Origin of the sequence: Gimibacter soli (assembly GCF_028463845.1) — a bacterium.
Lineage (GTDB): Bacteria > Pseudomonadota > Alphaproteobacteria > Sphingomonadales > Kordiimonadaceae > Gimibacter > Gimibacter soli.
This window is the reverse complement of record NZ_CP116805.1, coordinates 1,433,378-1,458,527: the sequence shown is the minus strand read 5'-3', so window position 1 is coordinate 1,458,527 and position 25,150 is coordinate 1,433,378. Positions and strand designations below refer to the sequence as shown.

General features: G+C 62.4%; 26 protein-coding genes. 9 read left to right on the top strand and 17 right to left on the bottom strand.

Annotated elements, in window-relative coordinates:
* A complete protein-coding gene (nadC, locus tag PH603_RS06820; protein WP_289505286.1) occupies positions 1 to 840 on the top strand; it encodes a carboxylating nicotinate-nucleotide diphosphorylase in 840 nt (279 codons plus the stop codon).
* A gap of 16 nt (positions 841 to 856) precedes the next feature.
* Here the strand turns inward: nadC and PH603_RS06815 are convergent, their stop codons facing one another.
* From PH603_RS06815 to rpmF, 4 genes are all read right to left on the bottom strand, one after another.
* Positions 857 to 1,255, bottom strand: a complete 399-nt coding sequence (locus tag PH603_RS06815) for a hypothetical protein (RefSeq protein ID WP_289505285.1) — start codon at positions 1,253 to 1,255, stop codon at positions 857 to 859.
* 177 nt (positions 1,256 to 1,432) lie between these two features.
* Positions 1,433 to 1,948, bottom strand: coding sequence for a DinB family protein (locus PH603_RS06810; protein ID WP_289505284.1), 516 nt, complete (start codon positions 1,946 to 1,948; stop codon positions 1,433 to 1,435).
* On the bottom strand, positions 1,945 to 2,727 hold the full coding sequence (locus tag PH603_RS06805; protein WP_289505283.1) for a M48 family metallopeptidase: 783 nt from the start codon (positions 2,725 to 2,727) through the stop codon (positions 1,945 to 1,947). The genes PH603_RS06810 and PH603_RS06805 overlap by 4 nt, the downstream gene beginning before the upstream one ends.
* Positions 2,728 to 2,827: 100 nt before the next feature.
* Positions 2,828 to 3,013: a 50S ribosomal protein L32 gene (gene rpmF / locus PH603_RS06800; protein WP_289505282.1), complete on the bottom strand. Its 186-nt coding sequence runs from the start codon at positions 3,011 to 3,013 to the stop codon at positions 2,828 to 2,830.
* Positions 3,014 to 3,312: 299 nt separating this feature from the next.
* On the opposite strand from rpmF, the gene PH603_RS06795 reads away from it, so the two are divergent.
* The 8 genes from PH603_RS06795 (at position 3,313) to PH603_RS06760 (ending at position 9,896) form a co-directional block, all read left to right on the top strand.
* Complete coding sequence (locus PH603_RS06795) at positions 3,313 to 4,251, top strand: 2-hydroxyacid dehydrogenase (RefSeq protein WP_289505281.1); 939 nt, start codon at positions 3,313 to 3,315, stop codon at positions 4,249 to 4,251.
* Positions 4,252 to 4,289: 38 nt separating this feature from the next.
* Positions 4,290 to 5,060 (top strand): SDR family oxidoreductase, encoded by a 771-nt coding sequence (locus tag PH603_RS06790; protein WP_289505280.1) that lies wholly within the window; start codon positions 4,290 to 4,292, stop codon positions 5,058 to 5,060.
* Position 5,061: 1 nt separating this feature from the next.
* On the top strand, positions 5,062 to 5,496 hold the full coding sequence (gene folB, locus PH603_RS06785; RefSeq protein ID WP_289505279.1) for a dihydroneopterin aldolase: 435 nt from the start codon (positions 5,062 to 5,064) through the stop codon (positions 5,494 to 5,496).
* 385 nt (positions 5,497 to 5,881) lie between these two features.
* Positions 5,882 to 7,738 (top strand): excinuclease ABC subunit UvrC, encoded by a 1,857-nt coding sequence (uvrC, locus tag PH603_RS06780; protein WP_434783320.1) that lies wholly within the window; start codon positions 5,882 to 5,884, stop codon positions 7,736 to 7,738.
* 54 nt (positions 7,739 to 7,792) lie between these two features.
* Positions 7,793 to 8,377: a CDP-diacylglycerol--glycerol-3-phosphate 3-phosphatidyltransferase gene (pgsA, locus tag PH603_RS06775; RefSeq protein ID WP_289505277.1), complete on the top strand. Its 585-nt coding sequence runs from the start codon at positions 7,793 to 7,795 to the stop codon at positions 8,375 to 8,377.
* 4 nt (positions 8,378 to 8,381) lie between these two features.
* Complete coding sequence (gene moaD, locus PH603_RS06770; RefSeq protein ID WP_289505276.1) at positions 8,382 to 8,633, top strand: molybdopterin converting factor subunit 1; 252 nt, start codon at positions 8,382 to 8,384, stop codon at positions 8,631 to 8,633.
* A gap of 4 nt (positions 8,634 to 8,637) precedes the next feature.
* Positions 8,638 to 9,117: a molybdenum cofactor biosynthesis protein MoaE gene (locus PH603_RS06765; RefSeq protein ID WP_289505275.1), complete on the top strand. Its 480-nt coding sequence runs from the start codon at positions 8,638 to 8,640 to the stop codon at positions 9,115 to 9,117.
* Between the two features lie 89 nt (positions 9,118 to 9,206).
* The gene (locus PH603_RS06760) at positions 9,207 to 9,896 is read left to right on the top strand and encodes an SIMPL domain-containing protein (protein ID WP_289505274.1); all 690 of its coding nucleotides are present in this window, start codon (positions 9,207 to 9,209) and stop codon (positions 9,894 to 9,896) included.
* 4 nt (positions 9,897 to 9,900) lie between these two features.
* Here PH603_RS06760 and PH603_RS06755 read toward each other — a convergent pair whose 3' ends face one another.
* From PH603_RS06755 to PH603_RS06695, 13 genes are all read right to left on the bottom strand, one after another.
* Positions 9,901 to 10,785, bottom strand: coding sequence for a hypothetical protein (locus PH603_RS06755; RefSeq protein ID WP_289505273.1), 885 nt, complete (start codon positions 10,783 to 10,785; stop codon positions 9,901 to 9,903).
* Positions 10,786 to 10,795: 10 nt separating this feature from the next.
* The gene (locus PH603_RS06750) at positions 10,796 to 11,173 is read right to left on the bottom strand and encodes a GntR family transcriptional regulator (protein ID WP_289505272.1); all 378 of its coding nucleotides are present in this window, start codon (positions 11,171 to 11,173) and stop codon (positions 10,796 to 10,798) included.
* Between the two features lie 192 nt (positions 11,174 to 11,365).
* Positions 11,366 to 13,006, bottom strand: coding sequence for a cell division protein FtsZ (gene ftsZ, locus PH603_RS06745; RefSeq protein ID WP_289505271.1), 1,641 nt, complete (start codon positions 13,004 to 13,006; stop codon positions 11,366 to 11,368).
* Positions 13,007 to 13,139: 133 nt separating this feature from the next.
* Complete coding sequence (gene ftsA / locus PH603_RS06740) at positions 13,140 to 14,396, bottom strand: cell division protein FtsA (protein ID WP_289505270.1); 1,257 nt, start codon at positions 14,394 to 14,396, stop codon at positions 13,140 to 13,142.
* Positions 14,393 to 15,169: a cell division protein FtsQ/DivIB gene (locus tag PH603_RS06735; RefSeq protein ID WP_289505269.1), complete on the bottom strand. Its 777-nt coding sequence runs from the start codon at positions 15,167 to 15,169 to the stop codon at positions 14,393 to 14,395. The genes ftsA and PH603_RS06735 overlap by 4 nt, the downstream gene beginning before the upstream one ends.
* Positions 15,166 to 16,101, bottom strand: a complete 936-nt coding sequence (gene murB / locus PH603_RS06730; RefSeq protein ID WP_289505268.1) for a UDP-N-acetylmuramate dehydrogenase — start codon at positions 16,099 to 16,101, stop codon at positions 15,166 to 15,168. Before murB ends, PH603_RS06735 begins: the two co-directional genes overlap by 4 nt.
* Entirely contained in the window at positions 16,101 to 17,516 is a 1,416-nt protein-coding gene (gene murC, locus PH603_RS06725) for a UDP-N-acetylmuramate--L-alanine ligase (RefSeq protein ID WP_289505266.1), read from the bottom strand. The genes murB and murC overlap by 1 nt, the downstream gene beginning before the upstream one ends.
* Positions 17,513 to 18,625 (bottom strand): undecaprenyldiphospho-muramoylpentapeptide beta-N-acetylglucosaminyltransferase, encoded by a 1,113-nt coding sequence (gene murG, locus PH603_RS06720; protein WP_289505265.1) that lies wholly within the window; start codon positions 18,623 to 18,625, stop codon positions 17,513 to 17,515. Before murG ends, murC begins: the two co-directional genes overlap by 4 nt.
* Entirely contained in the window at positions 18,622 to 19,773 is a 1,152-nt protein-coding gene (gene ftsW, locus PH603_RS06715) for a putative lipid II flippase FtsW (RefSeq protein WP_289505264.1), read from the bottom strand. Before ftsW ends, murG begins: the two co-directional genes overlap by 4 nt.
* Positions 19,770 to 21,131, bottom strand: coding sequence for a UDP-N-acetylmuramoyl-L-alanine--D-glutamate ligase (gene murD / locus PH603_RS06710; RefSeq protein ID WP_289505263.1), 1,362 nt, complete (start codon positions 21,129 to 21,131; stop codon positions 19,770 to 19,772). The genes ftsW and murD overlap by 4 nt, the downstream gene beginning before the upstream one ends.
* Positions 21,132 to 21,135: 4 nt before the next feature.
* Positions 21,136 to 22,212: a phospho-N-acetylmuramoyl-pentapeptide-transferase gene (gene mraY / locus PH603_RS06705; RefSeq protein ID WP_289505262.1), complete on the bottom strand. Its 1,077-nt coding sequence runs from the start codon at positions 22,210 to 22,212 to the stop codon at positions 21,136 to 21,138.
* A gap of 48 nt (positions 22,213 to 22,260) precedes the next feature.
* On the bottom strand, positions 22,261 to 23,682 hold the full coding sequence (locus tag PH603_RS06700; protein ID WP_289505260.1) for a Mur ligase family protein: 1,422 nt from the start codon (positions 23,680 to 23,682) through the stop codon (positions 22,261 to 22,263).
* A gap of 14 nt (positions 23,683 to 23,696) precedes the next feature.
* A complete protein-coding gene (locus PH603_RS06695) occupies positions 23,697 to 25,133 on the bottom strand; it encodes a UDP-N-acetylmuramoyl-L-alanyl-D-glutamate--2,6-diaminopimelate ligase (RefSeq protein WP_289505258.1) in 1,437 nt (478 codons plus the stop codon).
* Positions 25,134 to 25,150: the final 17 nt, after the last annotated feature.

Genomic DNA, 25,150 nt, shown 5'->3' with positions numbered 1-25,150 from the left:
ATGTCCGCCTTCCCGCTGACGCAGGCCGAGATTGACGCCTTCATCGACGCCGCCTTTGCCGAGGATATCGCCACGGGCGACGTAACGGCTGAGGCGACGATCCCCGCTGATGCCATGCTCACCGCCACCATGAACGCGCGGGAAGACATGGTGATCGCCGGCCTGCCGCTTGTGGCCCCCATCGTCCACCGGCTGGACCCTGAAGCGACACTCGATTTTCTGGTGAAGGACGGCGACAAGGTGCCGGCGGGCACCGCACTTGTGCGGATGACCGGCAAGGCACGCGCGCTCCTGTCGGCCGAGCGCACGGCGCTCAATATCCTGCAGCACCTATCGGGCATCGCCACGCTCACGCGCACCTATGTCGACAAGATCGAAGGCACGAAGGCACGGCTGCTGGATACCCGCAAGACCATTCCGGGCCTCCGGAAGCTCGCCAAATATGCCACCCTGATGGGCGGCGGGGTCAACCACCGCATGGGGCTTTTCGATGCCGTCCTCATCAAGGACAATCACATTGCGGTTGCTGGCAGTGTAACCAAGTCTGTGGAAGGCGCCAAGGCGCACGGGCAGGCGAAAATCCAGGTTGAGTGCGACACGCTTGATCAGGCCGAGGAAGCCATTGCAGCAGGCGCCACCAGTCTTCTTCTTGATAACATGACGCCCGACACACTTCGCAAGGCTGTGGCGCTGAACGCGGGCCGTGTACCCTTGGAGGCCTCGGGCGGGGTGAACCTCACCACCATCCGCGCGATTGCCGAAACCGGCGTCGATTTCATCTCGGTCGGGCGCCTCACGCAATCAGCCCCAGCCGTCGATATCGGCCTCGACTGGGGCTGAAACTGATCGCTACCTGCTATTTCGCAGGCATGGTTTCCCATGAATCGTAAACTTCGTTCTTCTTGCATTCGGATGCCGCATTGAACTCGGCTTCAATCGCTTTGCCCTCGTCGGACGACATCATCCATTTGCGGACATCCTCATAGGCACTGAGCGACGGATAGCTGTCGACAAAGACAAAATGACCGATCTTTCCGAAGACCGCGTTTTCGAGATAGCTGTTGAGGTCACCCCCCTTGACCTTCGTACGGGCCAGCTTCAGCCATTTGCCATTGATCGCCAGCAGATCCTGCGGCCCCTTGCCTTCCTTGTAATGGCAGTGCCAGACAATGCTGACGCGACTTTCGGCAGATGCAGACAGCGTGAAACCGGCCACCATGCTGGCAGCCACAATCGTTTTGAGAAGACGGCTCATCGTATGTTCCTTTGCCAATGAGATAAGACTCAGGCAGCCGGAAGGTCCGAGGGAAGCAAAACGGAAGGAACAAAAACTGCGGAGAGATATCGAAGTCGCGTGCCCCTACACGCGCCGGGTCCGGCAGCCGGCGGCAGGCATATCACGATTGACCCGGATTTTCAATGAAACGGACGGCTAATCCACCACCGTCATCAGCATGAGGTCGGTATCGTCGGGCCTGGCGCCGGCGGCCGTCAGCATGGCATGCACCTGCCCCCGGTGATGGGTGGCATGGTTGAACATATGGGCAACCAGAAGCGCGCGGGGCTTGGTGATGTTGGCTTTCAGGAGGCCCGAATACCATTCAAGGTCGCCTTTCAGCCAGTCGTCATCAAGCATAGCCGCCCAGTCCTTCGCGACCTCATCCATCGCCGCGCGCTTTTTCTTATAGGCTTCCCAGTCAGGATATGCGGCAGTGGAATCTGCGATGCCGGGGGCAGTTGGCGGCTCCCCTGTGCCAAAGCGGCTGAGCCAGATCTGGTCAGCCCAGAGGATGTGGCTGAGCGTTGCCGCAATCGAACCGAAGAAGGCACCGCGGTCGGCTTTCCGCGCCTCATCCGTCAGCCCGTCGGCGGCTATCACGAGAGAGGCGTTCTGCCACGCATTATAGGGCGCCATCTGGCGGGCATAGGCCGACGTGATCAGGGTCACGATTTCTTCGCGCGCTGATATTCAGCCAGATAGTCGGCCATCTTGGCCGACAGGCGGTCGATACGCTGCTGGTCGGTCGGGTGGGTTGAAAGCCACTGGGGCTGGCCGCCCGAGCCTTCCTTCATCTTCTGCATCTTCTGCCACAGCGTCACGGCTGCACGGGGATCGTAACCCGCACGGGCCATATAGCGGGTGCCGATATCGTCGGCTTCAAGCTCCATCGAGCGGCTGTGGGGAAGTGCCACAAAGCCTTGCGCGGCCACATTCGCGAGTGTCGCGGCAAGCTGCGCGGTTTCCCCGCTTTTGGTGTAGGTGCCGACCGCCAGCCCGAGGCCGGCAATCGCCATATTCTGGGCCTGCGCGCGCGACAGGCTTTCAGCCCCGTGGCGCAACACAGCGTGACTGATCTCGTGGCCGAGCACGGCAGCGAGCTGGTCGTCACTTTCCATCATATCGAGCATCTTCTTGTAAACGGCCACCTTGCCGCCCGGCAGGGCCCAGGCGTTCAGCACGTCTTCATCAATGACCACAAATTCCCACTGCATGTCCGGCCGGTCGGAAAGCGCCGCGATCCGCTTGCCGATCCGCGCCACGCGCTCGGCCGGTTTGCCCTTCACGAGCTTCACGGACTGCTTCACCTCGTTCATGGCCTCAAGGCCGAGGGCGGCATCCTGGCTTGCAGGAATCATCAGGAACTGGTCCCGCCCGGTGATCGTATTTGTCTCCGTGCAGGCGATGGTGAGGACTGCGGCGATGGGCGCGATGAAACGGAAGCGCATGAGGGTTCCTCCCGGCTTGGATGTTGCGTGCCGATTAAACACAAAAAACCCGGCAGGAAAAAGACCTGCCGGGTTTTTTTGAGCCGAAGCCGGGCTGGACTTAGTAGTCGCCCTTGGGCTCCAGAATCTGCTTGCCACGATACATACCGCTCTTCAGATCGATATGGTGACGCAGCTTGTACTCGCCGGTGTGCGAGTCTTCTTGCACGTTGATCGCCTTCAGGGCGTCGTGCGAACGGCGCATGCCACGGCGGGACGGCGTCGTTTTTCTCTTAGGTACAGCCATTTCTTCTACCTTTTCCGCTCAGAGGGCATCGCCTCAGGGCGTCCCTTGATAGTTTCGCGACCCACACACTGCGTGCGCCACTTGATTCGAGGCGCGCACCATAAGAGGAGAGCACCCAAATTGCAAGGGAAAGACTCGCAGACGCCAAAGGCACACTTGCAAGACAATCCATCCGGGGCGGTGGATACAGGCTTTAGGGCTGGGTTTCAAGCCCAATCTCACCGATTTCCGGCCAAGAAAAGGACTTTCATCCGGCCTCCGCCACATGGCACACTCGCCCTGTCTGAACGGGAGGCAAGATGACACGGATTCTCTTCTATCTTGATGGCTATCCCCACGATGCCTGGCGCCATGCCGTGCAGGCGGCGATACCGGGCGTGGACTTTCGTGGCAACCCCGACTGGGGCAATCCGGAAGATGGCCCCGCCTATGCCTTCGTGTGGGAACCCGAGCCAGGCCTTCTGGCGCGCTATCCCAATATAAAGGCCATTTTCTCGCTCGGCGCCGGGATCGACCATCTGATGCGCGACCCCGACCTGCCCCGTAACGTGCCGGTCATTCGCATGGGCGACGACGCGCTGCATGAAGGCATGCGCGAATATCTGACCATGGCGACCCTGATGTTCCACCGCCAGCTACCGCAACTGATCGCCGCACAGCGCCACGGCAAATGGGGCCGTGTTTTCTCCCCTGCAGCCTCGCACGTTCGCGTGGGCATCATGGGCTACGGCACGCTTGGCCATGTGGTCGCAGACTCGCTTTCCGCCTTCGGCTACCAGATCAGCGGATGGACGCGGCGCGAACGCGCCCCCGAGCCCGGTCGCACGCTTTATCATGGCGACGAAGGGCTTCGCCCGTTCCTGCGCGCCAGCGATATCCTGCTCTGCCTGCTGCCCGAGACCCCCGAGACCAAAGGACTGCTCGAAGCTGAAACGCTCGCCGAGCTTCCCAAGGGGGCTGCCATTGTGAATGCCGGTCGCGGCGGGCTTGTGGTGCTGGAAGACCTGATCGCCGCGCTCGACAGCGGCCATCTGGCCGGCGCCATGCTGGATGTATTCCCGGTAGAGCCGCTGCCGGTAGATCATCCGGCATGGGAGCATGAGAAGATCATCATCACCCCGCATGTGGCAGCAATCACCCGCCCTCACACGGCGGCTGAATATGTGGCGCGCAATATCGCACGGATCGAACGCGGCGAACGACCTGAAAACCTGCTCGATCTTGACACCGGCTACTGAAGCCTTACTTCAGCGAAACAAATTCGGGGAGCCGGACGATGACGACAGCCAGGAGAGAAGGGGCCGCCCTCGTAACGGGTGCGGGCCAGCGCATCGGGCGCGCCATCGCGCTTGATCTCGCGGCCCACGGCCACGCCGTTGCCCTCCATTGCCGCGAGCATGGGCTTGCAGGCGCCGAGGAAACGGCAGCGCTCATTCGCGGGAAGGGTGGCGAGGCCGCCATCGTGCAGGCCGATCTCGCGGAAGCAGCCGTCGTGCAGAAGATAGTACCCGAAGCAGCGGCAGCCCTCGGCCAGCCGATTGAAATCCTCATCAACAATGCCTCGCTCTTCGAGCCCGACGAGATCAACACGCTGACAGCGGCAAGCTGGCAGGCGCATCTGTCGGTCAACACGCTCGCCCCCCTGTTGCTGACCCAGACGCTGGCCGCCGGGCTGCCGGCAGCGTGCCAAGGCAATGTGATCAACCTCATTGACCAGCGCGTCTGGCGGCTCAATCCCACTTTCATGTCCTATACGGCCTCGAAAGCTGCCCTCTGGACCCTGACGCAGACAACAGCACAGGCGCTGGCACCGCGTGTTCGCGTCAATGCCATCGGCCCCGGTCCGGTGCTGCCAAGCATCCATCAGACAAAGAAAACCTTCGATCAGGAAGCGGCCAAGGTGCCCCTCGGCCACGGCCCCACGCTTGATGAAATCTGCGCGAGCGTGCGGTTTCTGCTTGAGACTCCGTCCATGACGGGGCAAATGTTGGCGCTCGACGGGGGCCAGCATCTAGCCTGGCAGACCCCTGATATCGTGGAGAGTTGACATGGCCGACGAGGCAATGCCCAAATCGAACCCGCTTGCGAATGTGCTGCGCCTGCCTTACGCCGACGCCACCCGCGGCGTGCGTCATGTTTTTGTCCGCGACTATGAGACCTCGGCCGAGATCGGCGTCTGGGCACACGAGAAAGGCGCGCACCAGCGTATCCGCATCAATGTGGATCTTTCCGTGAAAGAGACGCTGGAGCATCACGAGGACCAGCTGGCCAACGTCGTCTGTTACAACGAGATCGTGAAAGGCATCCAGACCATCCTGGAAGCCGGTCATATCAACCTCGTTGAGACGCTCGCCGAGCGAATCGCCGACCTCTGCCTCGTCGATCTGCGGGTGATCGGCGCACGCGTGAAGGTGGAAAAGCTCGAAGCCGTTGAAGGCGCCCTCAGCGTCGGCGTCGAGATCGAACGCCACCGTCCCAGCTGAAATCAATACTTAACAGTTCGGTAATATTTCGGCTTTTCAACGCTTTGACCGGATTCCGGGCACTTGAGTTGTGCACACCGAATCGCGCGCTGCCACAGCCCATATGGTCAGACAAGATGCCATTTTTATTTTAATATAGTGGCAGGATGAAATAGGCCCTTGACCCAATGTTTTCAAACACTTAACTCGAATGCACAAAAAATGGGCAATCAGCTCTGACCCCAGTGTTACAGCGGCGTTGCGGCGACAGAACCAAAGTTGCCCACATGGTTATCCACAGGATTCGTGGAAATCTTTTTAGACGAATCAAAGTCGGTTCCGCAGCATTGATTCCCGACGCGCCAGACGCCAGAATTGCCACCGCACTTCCTGCCCCAGTCCGGATATGACACCTGTGATCGAAAACGACGGCGTAGCCACCATCAAGCGTCACCTGAAGACAGCCCCCACCCAGCCGGGGGTCTATCGCATGTTCGATGCGAACGGCGATGTGCTCTATGTCGGCAAGGCAAAGAACATCAAGGCGCGGGTAACAAGCTACACGCGGTTCGATCAGCTGATCATCCGCATCCAGCGCATGGTATCCGCCACGCGGTCGATGGTGTTTGTGACGACCCGTACCGAGGCCGAAGCGCTGCTCCTTGAAGCCTCGCTCATCAAACGCTACCGCCCGCCCTATAACGTGCTTCTGAAGGATGACAAATCCTTCCCCTATATCCTCCTGCGGGAGGATCACCGCTGGCCGCAGATTTCGAAGCATCGTGGCGCCCGGCGCAACAAGGGCCGCTACTTTGGTCCCTTCGCCAGCGCCTCTGCCGTGAACGAAACGCTCAATACCCTGCAGAAGGTCTTCCAGCTGCGCTCCTGCAGCGACAGCATGCTTGAAGGTCGCAGCCGTGCCTGCCTGCTGCATCAGATCAAGCGCTGCTCCGCCCCTTGCGTCGATAAGGTCAGCGCCGATGACTATGCGGAGATGGTGGATGAAACCCGCGCCTTCCTTGAAGGCCGCACCAGCCATATCCAGAAGCGCTTTGCCGAAGCCATGCAGGAAGCGAGCGACGCGCTCGATTTCGAACGCGCGGCCGTGTTCCGCGACCGCCTGCGGGCGCTGACCCAGATCCAGAGCCACCAAAGCATGGTGAATGCGATGGTGGACGAGGCCGACGTGATTGCGGCCGCCGAAAAAGGCGGCCAGATCGGCATCCAGATGTTCTTCTATAGGAACGGCCAGAACTGGGGGCACCGCGCCTATTTCCCGCGCCACGACAAAACCGAAGGCATCGGCGATGTGCTGGAAGCCTTCATCGGGCAATTCTACGCCGACAAGCCGGTGCCCCGACAGGTGCTTGTCTCCCACGACATGCCGGAAATGGCGCTGCTGACCGATGCCCTGTCGACCCATGCGGGCCGGCGGGTGGAAATTGCCATCCCCAAGCGCGGCCGCAAGGCCGACGTGATGAAGGAAGCCATCCGGAACGCCAATGAAGCGCTCGACCGACGGCTCGCCGAAAGCGCCAGCCAGACACGGCTCCTTGAAGGCGTGGCCGAGCTTTTCGATCTTGATGCCCCACCCGAGCGGATCGAGGTTTATGACAACAGCCACAACCAGGGCACCAATGCAGTCGGCGGCATGGTCGTCGCCGGGCCTGAAGGCTTCATGAAAAACCAGTACCGGAAATTCAACATCAAGTCCGAAGACCTCACCCCCGGTGATGACTTCGGCATGATGCGGGAAGTGATGACGCGCCGGTTCGCCCGCCTCCTGAAGGAAGACGAAAACCGCGAGCGCGGCATGTGGCCCGATGTGGTGCTGATCGACGGCGGCAAGGGGCAGCTGTCATCGGTTGTCGAAACGCTCGAAGAACTGGGCGTCAGCGATGTTGCGCTCGTCGCCATTTCGAAAGGGCCGGACAGGAATGCCGGGCGCGAGCAGTTCCATATGCCGGGGCGCGACACCTTCACCCTGCCCCTGAATGACCCGGTTCTTTACTATCTGCAGCGCCTGCGCGACGAAGCCCACCGCTTTGCCATCGGCAGCCACCGGGCGCGCCGGGCTGGCGATATCGTAAAATCACCGCTCGACGGTGTGCCGGGCATCGGCCCGAAACGCAAGAAGGCGCTGATGCACCATTTCGGCTCGGCCAAGGCAGTGGCCGGCGCCGATGTGCGCGACCTGATGAGCGTCGACGGGATATCTGCCGCCATGGCGCAGGCCATCTACGATCATTTTCACGATCGATAACCTTTTGTTGCATCTGTTGACGCACGCGGCGGAACGAGTAAGGTAGCAGCCAGTTTGGCCCTCGATTCCGAAAGCCGCACTTCTATGTGGACCCTGCCCAACCTGTTGACCATGTCGCGGATCATCGTGATCCCGATCCTGATCGCCAGCTTCTTCATGGAAGATGAGCGGCTGGGCAGCCACATTGCTTTCATCTCCTTCACGCTTGCCGGCATCACCGACTTTTTCGACGGCTATCTGGCCCGCGCCACGGGCAGCGTCTCGAAGATCGGCCAGTTTCTGGACCCCATCGCCGACAAGCTGATGGTGGGTGCCATCCTCCTGATGGTGGTCGCGGCCGACTGGGTGTCGGGCGTGCATGTGATTGCCGCCGTCATCATCATGTGCCGCGAGCTTTTGGTTTCGGGCCTGCGTGAATTTCTGGCGGGGCTGCATGTCAGTGTGCCGGTTACCCGCCTCGCCAAATGGAAGACGACCGTGCAAATGGTGGCGCTCGGCGCCCTGTGCTGGACGAAAGGTGCGCCGGCCCTTGGCCTGCCCGCGCAGGAACTGGGCCTTTTCGGCCTCTGGATCGCGGCAATCCTGACGCTTTACACAGGCTACGACTATCTGCGGACCGGCCTCCGCCACATGGTGTGACATCATGCTGATCCTTTATTTCGCGTCCCTCCGGGAGCGTGTGGGCACGGGCGAAGAAACCCTCGATGTGCCGGGTGACATTGTCACCATCGCCGATCTCGCCAACTGGCTTTCCACCCGCAGCGAAGGGCACCGCGAAGCGCTCGCCAATATGGCCTCCATCCGCGTTGCCCGTGATCAGGTCCATGTCGAATTCGATGCGCCGGTGCAGGGTGCGCTTGAGATTGCCTTCTTCCCGCCGGTGACGGGGGGCTGACGCCGTGGCTCCCACACCCAGCGTCAGCGTCCAGGCGGAAGCTTTCGATACCGGTGCCGAAGTCGCCGCCCTCACCGCTGGCCGCACGGATATCGGTGCTGTTGTCAGCTTCACCGGCCTTGTCCGTGACCTGACCGGCGACCTGGAAGCCATGACGCTGGAGCATTATCCCGGCATGACGGAGCGCGAGCTGACTGCCATCGCCGAAGATGCCTGCAAACGCTGGCCGCTGGATGGAGTTCGCGTGATTCACCGTTACGGTCGTCTCACGCCCGGCGACCCCATCGTGCTTGTTGTCACCGCCTCCGCCCACCGCCGCGCGGCGTTTGAAGCTGCCGATTTCCTGATGGATTATCTGAAAACCCGCGCCCCCTTCTGGAAGAAGGAAAGTCGCCATGGAACGGCTGGCGAATGGGTCGAAGCCAAGGCAAAGGACGATGCCGACGCCGCCCGCTGGGAAAAAGGCGAAAAAGTGCAGGAATAGGTAGCCTCTGCCACATTTATGTCCCATTTTGGCACACATCTTGAGTGCGCAAAGCCGCCAGGAGCAAGAGCGGCGCCAAGGTTTAGGACATGATTTCGAACAAGAGTAACACCAGTGTCGGCATGGTCACCGCCAGCCGAATTTCCCTCTCTGGGTGGATTGTCGCCACCAACCAGCATGAAAAGCCGGAAGACCGCTTCGTCACGGTTCAGGGCCTTGCCGAACGCGAGATAATGGCCGACAGCGCCGTTTGGACCCTGCGCCTGCAAGCGCACGGCGAAAAGGAAATCGACGCCCTCGCTGCCCTGTCACGCCAGTGCCGCGCGGTGGACAGTTTCCTGATCAGCCACGGCCTCCGCCCTCGCGACTGGTCCTCCGGGGCGCCCAGCCTGACCCGCAAGGAAGGGGCACCCGTCCGTGCTGCCTGTACGATCCGCATCGAGACGGGGGCCGTCTGGTCGGTGGCGTCGGCCTATCAGGATACCGCGCGGCTCAAGGCGAACGGTGTGACGCTCGTCTCCCGCCCGGCGCCGGTTTTTCAGATTTCCGATATCAGCAGCCTTGCGCCCGAGCTTCTGTGGGAGGCCTCATCCAGGGCAAGGGAAAGTGCGGAACGCTACGCGGCTGAAGCTTTCACCCGCCTTATCGGGCTGAAGCGCGCCCATCAGGGCAATATCGAAATTCTTGCAGGTGAAGGCGGCAAAGGCAGCGCAGAGTCCGGCCAGATCATCAAGAAGCTGAGGGTGGTTTCCACCCTCGAATTCCGTCTGGCCACCTGACTGTTCAACTGTTGCCGCGATAGACCTCGAAATCGACCTCTTTAGGATTGACCGACTTCAGCGTCATCCCCACCGAGAAAACCATGCAAAGCTGCAGGAAAAGGCTCGTGACAATGGGATCCATGAACTCGAACCCGTAGCGGCCTGCCGCAATCATCAGCGTCAGAAAGACACTGCAGAAGATCGACGAGAGAACGAGCGTTTTTACCTGCATCTCGGTCTGGATAAACTGGTCGGTCGGCCCGGCAAGCGGATTGAGACGCCGCCCCGAAATGAAATGCCGGATCATGAAGATATAGGCGACATTCATGGCGGTGATCAGCGGCACGGCAAGATAGACATCTTCGCGCCATTCACTTACCGGACGGCCACCGATCTGGAACACCACCCAGACGACATAGGAGACGACCGCCGCCACAACATAGCCGGGCGCGATATAATCGAAGAGGCGCCGACGCGTCAGATCGGCTGACCGGCGAACCGTGTGAAATGCCCTGCGCAAAGCCTTGTACTGCGCGAATTCTGCCACGGCGAGATAGATATAGGGCAGCGCCTGCACCATGAAGTAGCCGCCGACAAAAAGCTCCGCACCGCCTTTCGGGCCGAACTCGTAGCCGGATGCGATCAAGCTGACGAGGACAATCAGCCCCAGTACGGCGATCGCCCGATTGACCCCCAGATAAAGGGCAATCTGCCTGCGGCCCCGGTCGATCCCCTCAGGCCCGGCACCGGCATATAGTTTCGGATAGTCGGCTGGCGGATAATGATCGAAGACATGAAGGATTCGAGCGCCAATCTGCTTCGGATAATAAAGTGAGACCAGCGCGATCTGGGCCGCAAATACCAGATAGAAGATAGTCTCGAACATTGTCGCTGAAAGAAACGGCATCGCTGGTCTCCTATTGTTTCTGCTGCATGATGGCGCCAAATGCGATGCGAATTTCGCTGTCGCTGGCACCGCGCGCCCGACACGTCTCCACCGCATCCGCGAGCTGGGCTTCCACCCAGCCAGCGAGATCGAAAGCCAGATGTTCTTTCGCTTCGGGATGCACAAAGGTGCCGCGGTAGCCCTTTGTCTGGATCACATTATCCCGCTCCAGCATCCGGTATGCCTTGGCGACTGTCTTGCTGTTCAGGTCCAGATCGTTGGCGAGCTGCCTGATCGAAGGCAGCGGCGCGCCGGGCGCCAGCCTGCCACTGCCGATCGCCTCCTTGATGCCCGAGACAAGCTGGGCAAAGAGGGGCTCTTCAGCTTCGATATCTACGGTGATCTGCATCCACGCCTCGTTCACTACGACCCAGGTATTTCACAGAATACCCTATGTACCAGTCGTACACATGGTACATAGGGTACATACTGGACACAAGACAAAAGAAAAAGGCCGGACGGCAGGTCCGGCCTTCAAGGCAGGCAATGTCTTATCGACAGGACATGGTGGCAGCTACGTCCTGTCGGTTTTTCTGGTTATTCAGTTCTGCTGGCGGCGCAGGAAGCTCGGGATTTCAAGCTGTTCGCTTGAAGGTGCCGGGCGGTCCTCTGCGCTCACCCCGCCAAGGCTGGTGCGGCGGCGGGCTTCGTCGTTCGAAGGCTCGTCAACCGGGGCCTGGGCGCCCGCTTCCTCGTTATTACGGAAACCCGAGGTCATCAGCTGAAAGAGGCTGCGGCGCGGTGCTGCCGCCGGGGCTGCACTGCCGGGCTGGATCGGCTCGGCCTCGCGGCGCGGCGCTTCGGTCGTGCCCTTGGCATAAGCTTCTTCCTGCACCACATCAGCCGCGCGGTAGGCGGTCTGGCGGGCTTTCGGCATCATCGGCGCTTCGGCCACAAAGCCTTCGTCTTCCCGGGCGGCAAGCGCACGAGCTTCGATATCGTCGGCGTCGTCCTCAGCGAAATCTTCTTCCGAAGCCTCTTCCTCGGCATAATCCTCGGCGAAGTCGGACGTATCCATGCTGTCGCCAACGATCAGGCTTTCCTCGAGAACAGCTTCAGCGAACTCGTCAGTGGCCTCTTCCGCCACGGGTTCTTCAACCGCGACTTCTTCTTCCTGAACAGCCGGGGCCTCTTCCCTAACCGGCTCGACAACCGGGGTCGGGGTCGCCACACGGGCCGCGATGGTGGCGCGGCTCGGCACCGGCAGGTCGATGGCACCGCCTTCGATGCCAGTCGCAACGACAGACACGCGGATGCGGCCATCGAGTTCCGGGTTGAAAGCCGAACCGAAAACGATCAGTGCATCAGGGTCCACCTGCTCGCGCACCATGTTCACGGCAGCGTCGACCTCGTAAAGGGTCATGTCCATGCCGCCGGTGACGTTGATGATCACGCCCTTGGCACCCTTGAGGCTGGCGTCTTCCAGCAGCGGGTTGGCGATGGCGGCTTCGGCAGCGGCCATGGCGCGCTCTTCGCCGTCCGCTTCGCCCGTGCCCATCATGGCCTTGCCCATTTCGGACATGACGGTGCGAACGTCTGCGAAGTCGAGATTGATAAGGCCCGGCATGACCATGAGGTCCGTGATGCCGCGCACACCCGAGTGCAGCACTTCGTCCGCCATATTGAAGGCATCGGCAAAGGTCGTGCGCTCGTTTGCCACCCGGAACAGGTTCTGGTTCGGGATGATGATCAGCGTATCCACATGGCTCGACAGCGCGGCGATGCCTGCGTCGGCAATCTTCATGCGGCGGCCACCTTCGAAGTGGAAGGGACGGGTCACCACACCTACGGTCAGAATGCCACGTTCGCGGGCACGGCGGGCGATTACCGGGGCAGCCCCGGTGCCGGTGCCGCCACCCATGCCGGCGGTGATGAAGGCCATGTGGCAGCCATCAAGGATACGGTCGATCGCCTCGATCGACTCCTCGGCGGCACTTTCACCCACCTTCGGCTGGGCCCCTGCACCGAGGCCCTGGGTGATCTGTGCACCTAGCTGGACGCGGTTGTCGGCAAGGCTCGAAGCCAGTGCCTGCGCGTCCGTATTCGCCACCACGAAATCCACACCCTGGAGCTGTGCGGCGATCATATTGTTCACCGCATTGCAGCCCGCACCGCCGACCCCGATAACCAGGATGCGCGGTGTCAGTTCAGTCAGTTCCATGTTTTCAAACTCGATCGACATTGCCCATGTTCCTCCGTTTCATTCCTTGTAGCCCGACCGCCGAATCGGCGCCAGTCCCCTTCCGCGTTTTTGTCCCGTTTTCCCTGCTTTTTTCGTACTTTTTTCTTGTTCTGGCCGGGGCAGATTCCCCCGATCAGAAATTCTCTCGAATCCAGTAAACAAGTTTGGCGATTGTGCCCTTCGGCTTGGTACCCGCCGTACGCCAGTTTTTGCTCTTTTGACGACCGTGCCGCTGCATCCGCGCGGTATAGATCAGCATGCCCACAGCGGTTGCGAACGAAGGCGACTGTGCCGCCGCCGGCAACCCGCCCACAAGCGTCGGCCGGCCGATCCGCACCTGCCGGCCAAGGACTGCGGCTGCCAGTTCACGCACCCCTTCGGTCTGCGCCACACCGCCCGACAGCACCACGCGCCGCCCGCTGACACCACCGAAGCCCGATGCATCAAGCCGGTCACCAACCGTCGCAAACAGCGTTTCTAGCTCACGCTGGACAACGTGATTGAGCGCCGAACGCGGCATCCGGGCGAAGCTCGTCTCGCGGTCGGTCTCGCCCACTTGCGGCACTTCGATCTCGACCTTGTTGTCCATCTGGTCCGGCAGTGCTGAACCATTGAAGGTTTTCAGCCGCTCGGCATGCTCGAACGGGGTCAGAAGCGCGCGGGCAACTTCTTCCGTCACATGCGAGCCGCCGATGGGCACCACTTCACTGTGGACCAAGGCACCTTGCGCAAAAACGCTGATGCCCGCCGTGCCGCCGCCGATATCGATGCTGGCAGCCCCCATCTTGGCTTCGTCTTCCACCAGCGTGGCGAGGCCGGCGGCATAGGGCGCCAGCACGACATCGGCCACGTTCAGGTGCGCGCGGCGCACGCAGGCCTCAAGGTTACGGAGCGGGCCGTCATCGCAGGTGACGATATGCAGGGCCACACCCAGCTTCTTGCCATACATGCCAACCGGCGGGTGGGGCGAATAATTGCCATCGAGCGAATAGGCCGCCGGCACCGCATGCAGGATCGAGGCATCGCCCGGATCGAAATCCGACCGCGCCTTGTTCACCACCTGAATGACATCGGCTTCCGCCACTGCATGACCGCCGATTTCGATCTCGGCTTCGATCACGGCGCTGCGCGGATCACCGCCCGAAAAGGACAGAACCACATCGGCAATCGTCGCACCCGCCATGCGCTCAGCCTGATCGACGCTTGCCCGGATCGCCTTTTCGGTTTCCGCCATGTCGATCACTGCCCCTGCCGACACGCCGTGACAGGCGCGGTTGCCCACACCCTTCACCGTGATCTGGCCCGAGGGGCCGATTTCGGCGATCAGGCAGGCGACCTTGGCGGAGCCCACATCAAGGGCGGCGATCAGGCCTTCGTTCCGGGCGCTCATGTCGCGCTCTCCCGGCCGTCCATCTGGGCCTTGCCGGCAGGCGACACGCGCAGGACCATGCGGTCGTGCAGGCGCATGTCGATCACATCGATCTCGCGGGCCAGAAGCTGGTCCTGCTTTTCAAGGGTGCGGAAATCCGACCACGCCATACGGGCACTGTAGGAGCCCATATCTTCAGGCAGCTTCAGGCGGATACCATTGGTGAACACCAGATCCCAGCGCCGTCCCCCGATGCGCACAGCCGATTTGATCATGCCTTTGAATTCGGGGGCGTCGTCCAGCAGCGTCACAAGGCTCGGCAGGTCGCGGGTGGCACCAGCCCCGACGATCAACGGCAGGCCGGTGAATTCGGCAAGGCCGCGGCTGGTAATGATGATGCCCTCAGCGTCAATCAGATGCACCTTGCCGTCCGCCTGCCACAGCGCGAACGGCTGGCGCTCGGAAACCTTCACGACAAGCGAGCCCGGGAATACGCGGCTGACAACCGCCGTTTTCACCCACGGCAGCGTCTCCAGCCGTTCCTTCATGGCGATCAGGTCAATCGCGAGGATCGGCATGCCGGTGTCCACATCAAGGGCGGCAAGCACATCCCCCTGACGGGTGCGCGTTGCACCCTCGACCGAAATGTCGCTCAGCACAAAGCCGGCGTCACGGCTGCGGTCCACGAACCAGCCGCTTTGCCAGCCCTGGATACCGCCATAGGCAAGGGCGGCGAGCACAAGCCCGAAGAAAACACCATTGACGACGCGGCGGGGGCGGATCAGTGCGGTCATGCAGCGCCCTCCCCGGCTTCGCGGCCAATGCGCTTGATTTCCCATTCAAGCTCAACGCCCGACGCTTCCTTGACGCGGGCACGGACGGTTTCGCCCACAGCCTCGATCTCGGCAGCGGTCGCCTTGCCTCTATTGATCAGGAAATTGCAGTGCTTGTCGGAAACCATGGCATCGCCGATGGCAAAGCCCCGGCAGCCGGCTTCATCGATCAGTTCCCACGCGCGCTTGCCGCCTTCGGGGTTCTTGAAGGTGGAGCCGCCGGTACGGGTGCCGATCGGCTGGCTGTCAGCGCGGGCCGTGGTGATTTCATCCATCCGGGCGGCGATGGTCGCCTTGTCATCGGTCGTGCCCTTGAAGGCCGCATCGATGAAGATCAGGTCATCCGCCACGTCAGCGTGGCGGTAGCTGTAGCCCATGTCGACAAGGTCCAGCTCGTGCACATGACCAAGACGGTCCACCGCACGGGCATGCAGCAGCACATCCTTGACCTCGCGGCCATAGGCGCCCGCATTCATGCGGACGGCACCCCCGATGGTGCCGGGCACGCCGACCAGAAACTCAAGCCCGGCGAGGCCCGCTTCCTGCGCCTTGCGGGCGACATGCACATCCATGGCACCGGCACCCGCCTTGACGATATCGCCGCGGGTTTCAATGCCCGCAAAGCCACGCCCCAAGCGGATCACCACGCCCGCCACGCCGCCATCGCGGACAAGGAGGTTGGAGCCCACGCCGATCACGGTGACCGGCACGTCTGTAGGGAGTGCGCGCAAGAATGCGATCAGGTCGTCAGCGTCGGCGGGTTCAAACAGAAGGTCTGCGGTACCGCCCGTGCGGAACCAGCTGAGGCGCGACAAAGGCGCATCCTCGACGAGCCGGCCCCGTATATGGGGTAGCTTGCCCAGAAAGTCCGCCTTGTGCGCCAACATCACCATCAGCGCACCTCGATTGCCGCTTGCAGGCGCGGCGGCAGACGGTTTGCCCACGCGCTGATCGACCCTGCCCCGAGGCAAACGACCACATCGCCATCGTCAACATAGCGCGCCACGACAGCGGCGAGATCGTCTTCACCGTCCACCCGGTCCACCTGCCGGTGACCGTGGGAGACAAGCCCTTCGGCAAGCGCGTCCCGGTCCACGCCTTCAATCGGCGCTTCGCCCGCTTCATAAACCGGGGTGACGATCACCGTGTCGGCATCATTGAAACAGGTGCAGAAATCTTCGAACAGCGATTTGAGGCGCGTGTAGCGGTGCGGCTGCACCACGGCAACGACCTTGGCATCGAAGCTTTCGCGCGCCGCTTTCAGCACGGCGGCGATTTCCACCGGGTGATGGCCGTAATCGTCGATCACCGTCACGCCTTTGGCTTCGCCCACCTTGGTGAAGCGGCGCTTCACGCCCGAGAAATTCTCGAAAGCCTTCAGAAGCTTGTCGTGCGAAATGCCCATCTGCAGACCGGCCGCAATCGCCGCCGTCGCATTCTGCACATTGTGGCGGCCGGGCATCGGCAGGGTGATCCCTTCGATCACGGTGTCTTCTGCCCCGCCACGGCCATGGATCACCACATCGAAGGTGCTGATGCCTTTCGACGATTGCAGGTTCATGGCCTGCACTTCGGCCTGCGGCGAGAAACCATAAGTGACGATCTTGCGGTCGAGCACTTCGGGGATCAGCCCCTGAACGCCCGGGTGATCGACACACAAGATCGCCGCGCCATAGAAGGGTACGCGTTCGATAAACTGGATGAAGGCCGCCCGCATCTTCTCGACATCGCCGTAGAAATCGAGATGCTCGGGGTCCATGTTCGTCACGATCGCGATGGTGGCGGGGAGCTTGACGAAGGTGCCGTCGCTTTCGTCCGCTTCCACAACCATCCAGTCACCTTCACCAAGGCGGGTGTTGGTGCCATAGCTGTTGATGATGCCGCCGTTGATCACGGTCGGGTCGATGCCAGCGCTTTCCAGAAGCGTAGCGACCATCGAGGTCGTTGTTGTCTTGCCGTGGGTACCGGCGACCGACACACACCATTTGAGGCGCATCAGCTCGGCCAGCATTTCGGCGCGGCGAACCACAGGGATGCCAAGGCGGCGGGCCTCGACGACTTCAGGGTTCGTGCTTTTGACAGCGGACGAGATCACCACAACGCGGGTGCCGGTCACATTCTCGGCCATATGGCCGATCTTGACCTCGATCCCGAGCTTGCGCAGACGCTCAACATTCGCGCTGTCCGAAAGGTCCGATCCCTGCACCCGGTGGCCAAGGTTATGCATGAGCTCGGCAATTCCCGACATGCCGATGCCGCCAATACCGACAAAATGTACTGCGCCGATATCGAAGGGGATGCCTTTCATGCGATCTGCTCCTGACGGGGTGAGAGTTGGGCCAGCACAAGATCGGCGAGCGCCTTGCCGGCGTCACCTTGTGCAGCGGATTTCATGGATGCCGCCATGGCGGAAAGCCGGGCGGGTTCCTTCAAAAGGTCGCGCACCATAGCGGCGAGATGATCCGGCGTGAAGTCCTTTTCCGCAACTGCGATCGCGCCGCCTGCGGCCACCAGCGGGGCGGCATTGGCGCGCTGGTGATCGTCGGCTGCGATGGCCAGCGGCACAAGGATCGCCGGGCGGCCAACAGCGGTCAGTTCCGCAAGGGTCGATGCCCCCGCGCGCGAGATGACAAGATGGGTTGAGGCGAGGATTTCCGGCACATTTTCGAAGTAGGCCTCAACCTTTGCCGTAATGCCCGCCGTTGCATAAAGGGCCGTGACCATGGGGCCATCAGCGGGCCGGGCCTGATGCTGCACCTGAAGGCGCGACCGGGTGGCGTCGTCAAGCATCGCCAGCGCGCCGGGCACTGTCTTCGACAGGATATGTGCGCCCTGGCTGCCACCGAGGATAAAAAGCCGGACCGGACCACCTTCCTCCGGTACTGCATAGGCTGTTTTCGCGGCCTCGCGCACGGCGGGGCGGACCGGATTGCCGGTCACAGCCGTTCTGGCGCCTGTGGGCACACGTTCGGTCGCCGCCGTCGTCAGCGCCACCACTGCCGCCCCTTTGGCGGTCCAGCGGTTCACACGGCCAAGCACGGCATTCTGTTCATGCAGGATATAGGGCAGCCCAAGGCTTTTTGCTCCCATCACCGCCGGCATCGAAGGATAACCACCGAAGCCGACAATCACGTCGGGCTGCACGGCGCGGAAGTGGCGCCGCACGGCGAAGAAGCTGCCGACAAGGCTGATGCCTGCCTTCAGCTTGCCGACGATGCCGCCCTGCATGTGGCTGGTTGCCTGCAGCACGAAACGGTCGATCCCCGCCATGATCGTCTTGAAGGCGTCACCGCGCGCATCGGTGACAAGCGAAACGCGGTGCCCACGCGCGGTCAGCTCGGCAGCCAGCGCTTCGGCCGGCACCATGTGCCCGCCGGTGCCGCCAGCGGCCAGAAGGATATGGAGAGGCACACTCATTCAGCCGCCTTCCAGCCAACCGGATCAAGGCCCGGCCGGATGAAGCGATTGCGTTTGGTCAGCGCGAGGATCATGCCGACGCCGATGGCCAGCGCCAGCATCGACGAACCGCCGTAGGAGATGAAGGGCAGCGTCATGCCCTTGGACGGCAGGATCACAAGGTTCACGCCCACATTGATCAGCGTCTGCAAGCCGAACTGCATGATGAGGCCAGCGGCGGCCAGCATACGGAAGGGGTCTTCTTCATCCAGAAGATGGGCAAGACCACGCACCACAATCCCGGCAAACAGGAGAAGCAGCAGGATGCAGGCGATGGCGCCGAATTCTTCGCCGACGACGGCGAAGATATAGTCGGTGTGGGCGTCCGGCAGGTGCAGTTTCACAACGCCCTCGCCCGGGCCGCGGCCCAGCAGCCCGCCCGACTGGAAGGCTTCAAGCGCCTTGTCCGCCTGATAGGTGTCGCCGCTTTCCGGGTTGATGAAACGGTCGATACGGCTTGCCACGTGCGGCAGCAGGGCATAGGCAAGACCGACACCGAAGAGGCCCGAAACACCGGCAAGCGCCACCCACATGATCGGCAGGCCGGCAATTGCCATCTGCGAAATCCATACTGCGCTGATCAGCACCGTCTGGCCGAAGTCCGGCTGCAGCACCAGAAGGCCAGCAACGAGACCGTAAAGCATGGCCGCGATACGCTTCGACGGGATATCCTCGCCGCCAAACTGGCTGGAAAGCACCCAGGCGGTAGTAACCACAAAGAAGGGTTTCAGAAACTCGCTCGGCTGCAGGGTGAAACTGCCGATCTGCAGCCAGCGCGTGGCGCCCTTGATTTCCGGCCCGATCAGCAATGTCGCGACCATCAACAGGAGCATCACGGGCATGCCAAGCACGCACACCCGCCGCACAAGCGACGTCGACATCATCGACACGCCCACCACCGTGCAAAGCGCGAGACCGAGGAACATCGTCTGGCGCTTCACGAAATGGAGCGCATCAAGGCCGAGCCGTTCGGCGACCGCAGGCGACGCCGTCAGCGTGAGCCATAGACCGGTCATAACGAGCACGACAACAAGGCCGAGCATCCAGCGGTCCACCGTCCACCACCAGCGCGACATCACACTATTGTCGTTGCGCGAAAAGGCGATCATGCGGCGGCTCCCTGCATGGACTTCACAAGGGTGCGGAACACATCACCCCTGTGCTCGAAACTGGTGAACTGGTCGAAAGAGGCACAGGCCGGCGACAGCAGCACAACGTCGCCCGACGCAGCCTTCGATGCCGCATGGGCGATGGCGCGGTCGAGCGTGCCGTCCTTGTGGATTTCAGCGACCTTGCCTTCCAGAAGGCGCGCGAACAGGTCGGCGGCATCGCCGATCAGGTAAGCTGCCCGCACATGGGCAAGGCCAGCTTCAAGCCCGGCGAGGCTGTCTTCCTTGGCCTGCCCGCCAGCGATCCAGTGGATGCGCGGGAAGGCATCAAGGGCGCGGGCGGCGGCGTCCACATTCGTCGCCTTGCTGTCATTCACAAAGGCCACCCCGCCGATAACGGCGACCTGCTCCTGCCGGTGGGCAAGGCCCGGGAAGGATTTGAGCGCCGCCCAGATAGCCGCGCGGTCAAAACCGAGGATACGGGCGGCCGCATAGGTCGCCGCCGCATTCTGCCAATTGTGCGCACCGCGAAGGCGCGACAAATCGCCCAGCGAGCCAACCGCAACCGGCGCACCTTCCATGGCGTCGATCAGTTGGCCGCCTTCGACGTAAACACCGCGATCAAGTGATTTCATGACCGATACCGGCACCGCGCGGTCGCCAAGCTCGGCAGCGACGCGGGCGGACGGGGCATCGTCAACACCAACCACCGCGCGGCCATCCGGGCCTTGCAGCGTGAACAGGCGTTTTTTGGCAGCCACATAGCCTGCCATCCCGCCGTGACGGTCCAGATGGTCGGGCGTTATATTCAGAAGGATCGCAACATCCGCCGTGAAGTTTCTGGCGAGATCGAGCTGATAGCTTGATGCCTCGACAACATAGACACCGCCTTGGGTCAGCGGCTTCAGCGCCATCAGTGCGGTGCCAATATTGCCGCCCATGGCAGCCGGCGCACCGCAGGCGGCGGCCACATGGGTCATCAGCGCGGTCGTTGTCGACTTGCCATTGGTGCCGGTGATGGCGACCAACTTGTGGGGCGCGAGTGTGGGGCGGGCAGCTTCGAAAAGGTCAAAGTCCGCGATGATCGAAACACCGGCCGCTTTCGCCTTTTCCACCACCCAATGGGGCTTCGGGTGCGTCAGCGGCACACCGGGGGCAAGAACAAGGGCGTCGATGCCGTCCCAGGCAGCAGACTGCAGGTCAGCATACTCAGGCAGCGTCCTCGCACGGTCGCTATTATCATCGCAGGCAAGCACGGTGGTGCCCGCGGCTTTCAATGCCTCGATCGCGGCAAGGCCGGTGCGTGCGAGGCCGAAGACGGCAATCTTTTTTCCCTCATATCCCGCAGGAACGATCATCCACTTACCTCAGCTTGAGGGTCGCAAGGCCGATGAGCGCAAGCACAACGGCAATGATCCAGAAACGGATGACGATGGTCGGCTCCGCCCAGCCCTTTTTCTCATAATGGTGATGCAGCGGCGCCATGCGGAACACGCGCTTGCCGGTCAGCTTGAAGGACGCGACCTGCACGATCACCGAAACGGTTTCGAGCACGAAAAGGCCACCGATGATCACCAGCGCCACTTCGTGTTTGGTGATCACGGCAAGGGTACCGAGCGCACCGCCAAGGGCGAGCGAACCGGTGTCGCCCATGAAGACCATGGCAGGCGGCGCGTTGAACCACAGGAAGCCGAGGCAGGCGCCGATGAGCGCACCGCAGAAGATGGTCAGTTCGCCCGAACCCGGCACATGCAGGATGCCCAGATACTGCGCATAAACAGCATTGCCGACCATATAGGCGATGAAGCCGAAGGCACCGACGGCGATGATCACCGGCACGGTGGCAAGGCCGTCAAGCCCGTCCGTCAGGTTCACGGCATTGCCCGCGCCCGCGATCACGAAGATGGCGAAGGGCACGTAGAAATAGCCAAGCGGGATTGCGGTTTCCTTCATGAAGGGCACAGCCAGCGTGCCACCACCAAGGTCACCAACCCACCAGGCGACAGCACCCGCGATCACCGCCTCGGCCAGTAGCTTCAGCTTGCCGGGCACACCATCGGGCGAAACCTTGGTGACCTTCAGATAATCATCGGCAAAGCCGATCAGGCCGAAGCCGACGGTGACAACAATCACCGCCCACACATAGGGGTTCGACAGGTCCGACCACAGGAAGGTGGAGATACCGAGGCCAAGGAGGATCATGAAGCCGCCCATTGTGGGCGTGCCGGCCTTGGAGATGATGTGGCTTTCCGGCCCGTCGGTACGGATCGGCTGGCCCTTTTTCTGTTTCGATTTCAGCCAGCGGATGATCGACGGCCCCATGACGAAACAGATGAACAGCGCGGTCAGGACAGCGGCCCCGGTCCGGAAGGTCAGGTAGCGGAAAAGATTGAGGAATCCGTAATCGCTCGCAAGCGGGGCCAGCAGATTATAAAGCATCGGATACTCCTCTACGCAGGACTGTTTGGGGCGGCACGGACCGCCCGGTCATTCGGCGAGCCGCAGGTTCAGGGTCAGGTGATCGTCATCGACCGAGCAGCGCGCCACAAGTTCGGCAACCACCGCACCGAGGCCCGTGCCAGTACCACCGCAAACCAGCAGCACATCGCCGGGGCGAAGGACACTGATCACCCGCTCGGCCAGACGCTGGGTCAACACCACACGCTCGACCGCCGTTTCGGCTTCCATCCCGGCTTCCGCGACCCGATCACCGAGGGCGAAGAGACGCGACAAATCAGCCGAAACCATGGCGCTGACGAGACTTAATTCCGGCGCGCCCTCAGGATCAGCCAGAAGCGCGATACGGCGGCCACCCGGCTTCGTCGGTACCCGCGTCATACCCTTCAGGACATCCCGCATTTCACCCGCTTCCAGCCCGGCGCTGTGGTCGATCATCAGCATGTGACCGCCCGCTGCCGACAGCGGAATGTGGCGGCCACGGCCTTCGATGGGCTGGACGGAGGCAAGCGCGAGGGCAGCCTGGCCAACATCGGCGCCGGTCAGCACGGCCACAGTGAGCGCGATCAGGCCGGAAATCGCCCAGATGCGGCCGGGCGCCGCGACCTTGAAGGTGACAGGCGTGCCAAGCACATCAACGGTCACGCAGGTGCAGTCCCAGCATTCCTTGATGCGGCTGGGTGCAATGTCGGCACCCGAGGCCGGATCGACCGAAACGGTGATGACCTGGCGGCCCGTGGCAAGTGCGGCGCCGATCAGCCGGTCAGCGCCCGGCATGTCGGCCGCAACAATGGCGGTGCCGGTTTCAGCGGGCAGTGTTTCAACGAGGGCAGCTGCGGCTGCCACACGGATTTCAGCGTCAGCGGTGTCTTCCACATCGGCGCCGATGCCGGTGAGGACAGCGATATCCGCGCCCATCAGGCGGGCGGCAGGCTGGATGGCTGCTGCTTCTTCAACCCCGAGATCGAAGATGCCGAAGCGCGTACCGCGCGCCAGCCGGATCATGGTGCGGGCAAGGTCGCCCTCCCCGCTCGTACGGGCACTGTGCACCGGCCCCGTGGAGCCGAGTGTGGCGACAAGCGCCGCTGTCAGCGTGCGGTTGCCGCGCGCACCGCTGATCGCAACGGTTTGCATCGGCGCACGCAGGCGCGCATAGCGGGCGAGCGAGGCGATGGTCGCTTCCATATCAGGGACCGCCATCATGCGGTCGTCTACGATATCGCTCGCCGGGCTTGAGGTCGGCACGATGGCGGCAACGGCCCCGCGATTGAACGCGGTCGCCAGTTCCTCCTCGTCGTCCCTGCCCTCGAGCTCAAGCGCAATATAAAGATCGCCCGGCAAGACGGACGACGCCGAGGTCTGCACACCATCCGCATACCACGGACGGCGGCGCTGACGCCCACAGGCGATTTCGCATTCACTTGACGTCCATAATGGCTCGGAAATGTCCATTGTGGCGTTCCCCCTTAACCGATCAGCTCACGGACGGTCTTTATGTCTGAAAAAGGCAGCGTCTCCGTCCCGACGATCTGCCCCTCTTCGTGCCCCTTGCCGGCGACGATCAAAATGTCGCCGGTTTCGAGGCCGTCAATAGCGCCGGCAATGGCCTGACGCCGCTCGCCAATTTCGAGCGCGCCCGGCGATGCCGCGAGGATTGCCGCGCGAATCGACACGGCCTCCTCGGTGCGCGGATTGTCGTCCGTGACGATCACCACATCGGCGAGCCGGGTGGCGATCTCCCCCATCAGCGGACGTTTGCCCCGGTCGCGGTCTCCGCCGCAACCGAACAGAACATGCAGGCGGCCCTTGGTGTGGCCGCGCGCGGATTTCAGAACCGTTTCAAGGCCGTCGGGCGTGTGGGCATAGTCCACATAGATGGCTGCCCCCTTGCCCGTCATGCCGGCAAGCTCCATCCGCCCCGGCACGCCCTTCAGCGCCGGCATGGCCGCCACAAGCGCTTCCATCGGGATGCCGCTGGCGGTCGCGAGGCCTGCCGCCACCAGCACATTGTCCGCCTGGAAGCCGCCAATCAGCGGCAGCGAGACGTCATATTTGTGGCCTTCAAAGCTGAAAGTCAGGTCGATGCCCGTAGGCGTTGCCGCCTTGCGCAGCACGCGGATCGCCGCCTTTTCATCTTCGCCCACGCCAAGCGTGGTGATGCCGCGACCCCAGCTGAGGTCTTCGATCAGGCGGCCGCCCGCATCGATGCGATTGACCACTGCCGTGTGACCGGGGCGTAGCAGTTCGCCAAACAGGCGCGCCTTGGCATAGAGATAGGCATGTTCCGTCTGGTGATAGTCCAGATGATCGCGCGACAGGTTGGTGAAGGCCGCAGCCTCCAGCCGCACGCCGTCCAGCCGGTATTGATCAAGGCCGTGGCTCGATGCCTCAAGTGCTGCGTGGGTAACACCTGCTTGCGCCAGCCGCGCGAGCGCGCCGTGCAGCGCCATGGGGTCGGGCGTGGTGAGCCCACCCGGCAGGTCGAACGCGTCCGAGCGCACACCAAGCGTGCCGAGGCTCGCGCCCTTTTCACCGGCTGCCGCCCAGAACTGGCGGGTGAAATCGACAACCGACGACTTGCCGTTGGTGCCCGTCACCGCCACCACATGCGCAGGCTGGGCGCCATGGAAGCGTGCTGCCATTTCGGCGTAGCGGCGGCGGGGGTTATTGTCTTCAACGATCACAGAGGCCGCACCCTCGGGCAGGCGAGTGCCCGGTGTGGAGAGGATAGCGGCGGCGCCGGCGGCGATGGCAGCTGGGATGAACTGGCGACCGTCGGCCCTGCTGCCGGGCAGCGCCACGAACAGGTCACCCGGCTTCACGGCGCGGCTGTCGGCGGTCAGGCCGCCGATTTCGGCGTCGCCCGCTTTGCCCGTTCCACCAAGGAGTTCCATCAACCGCATCGTCTTGCCCTTGTCGC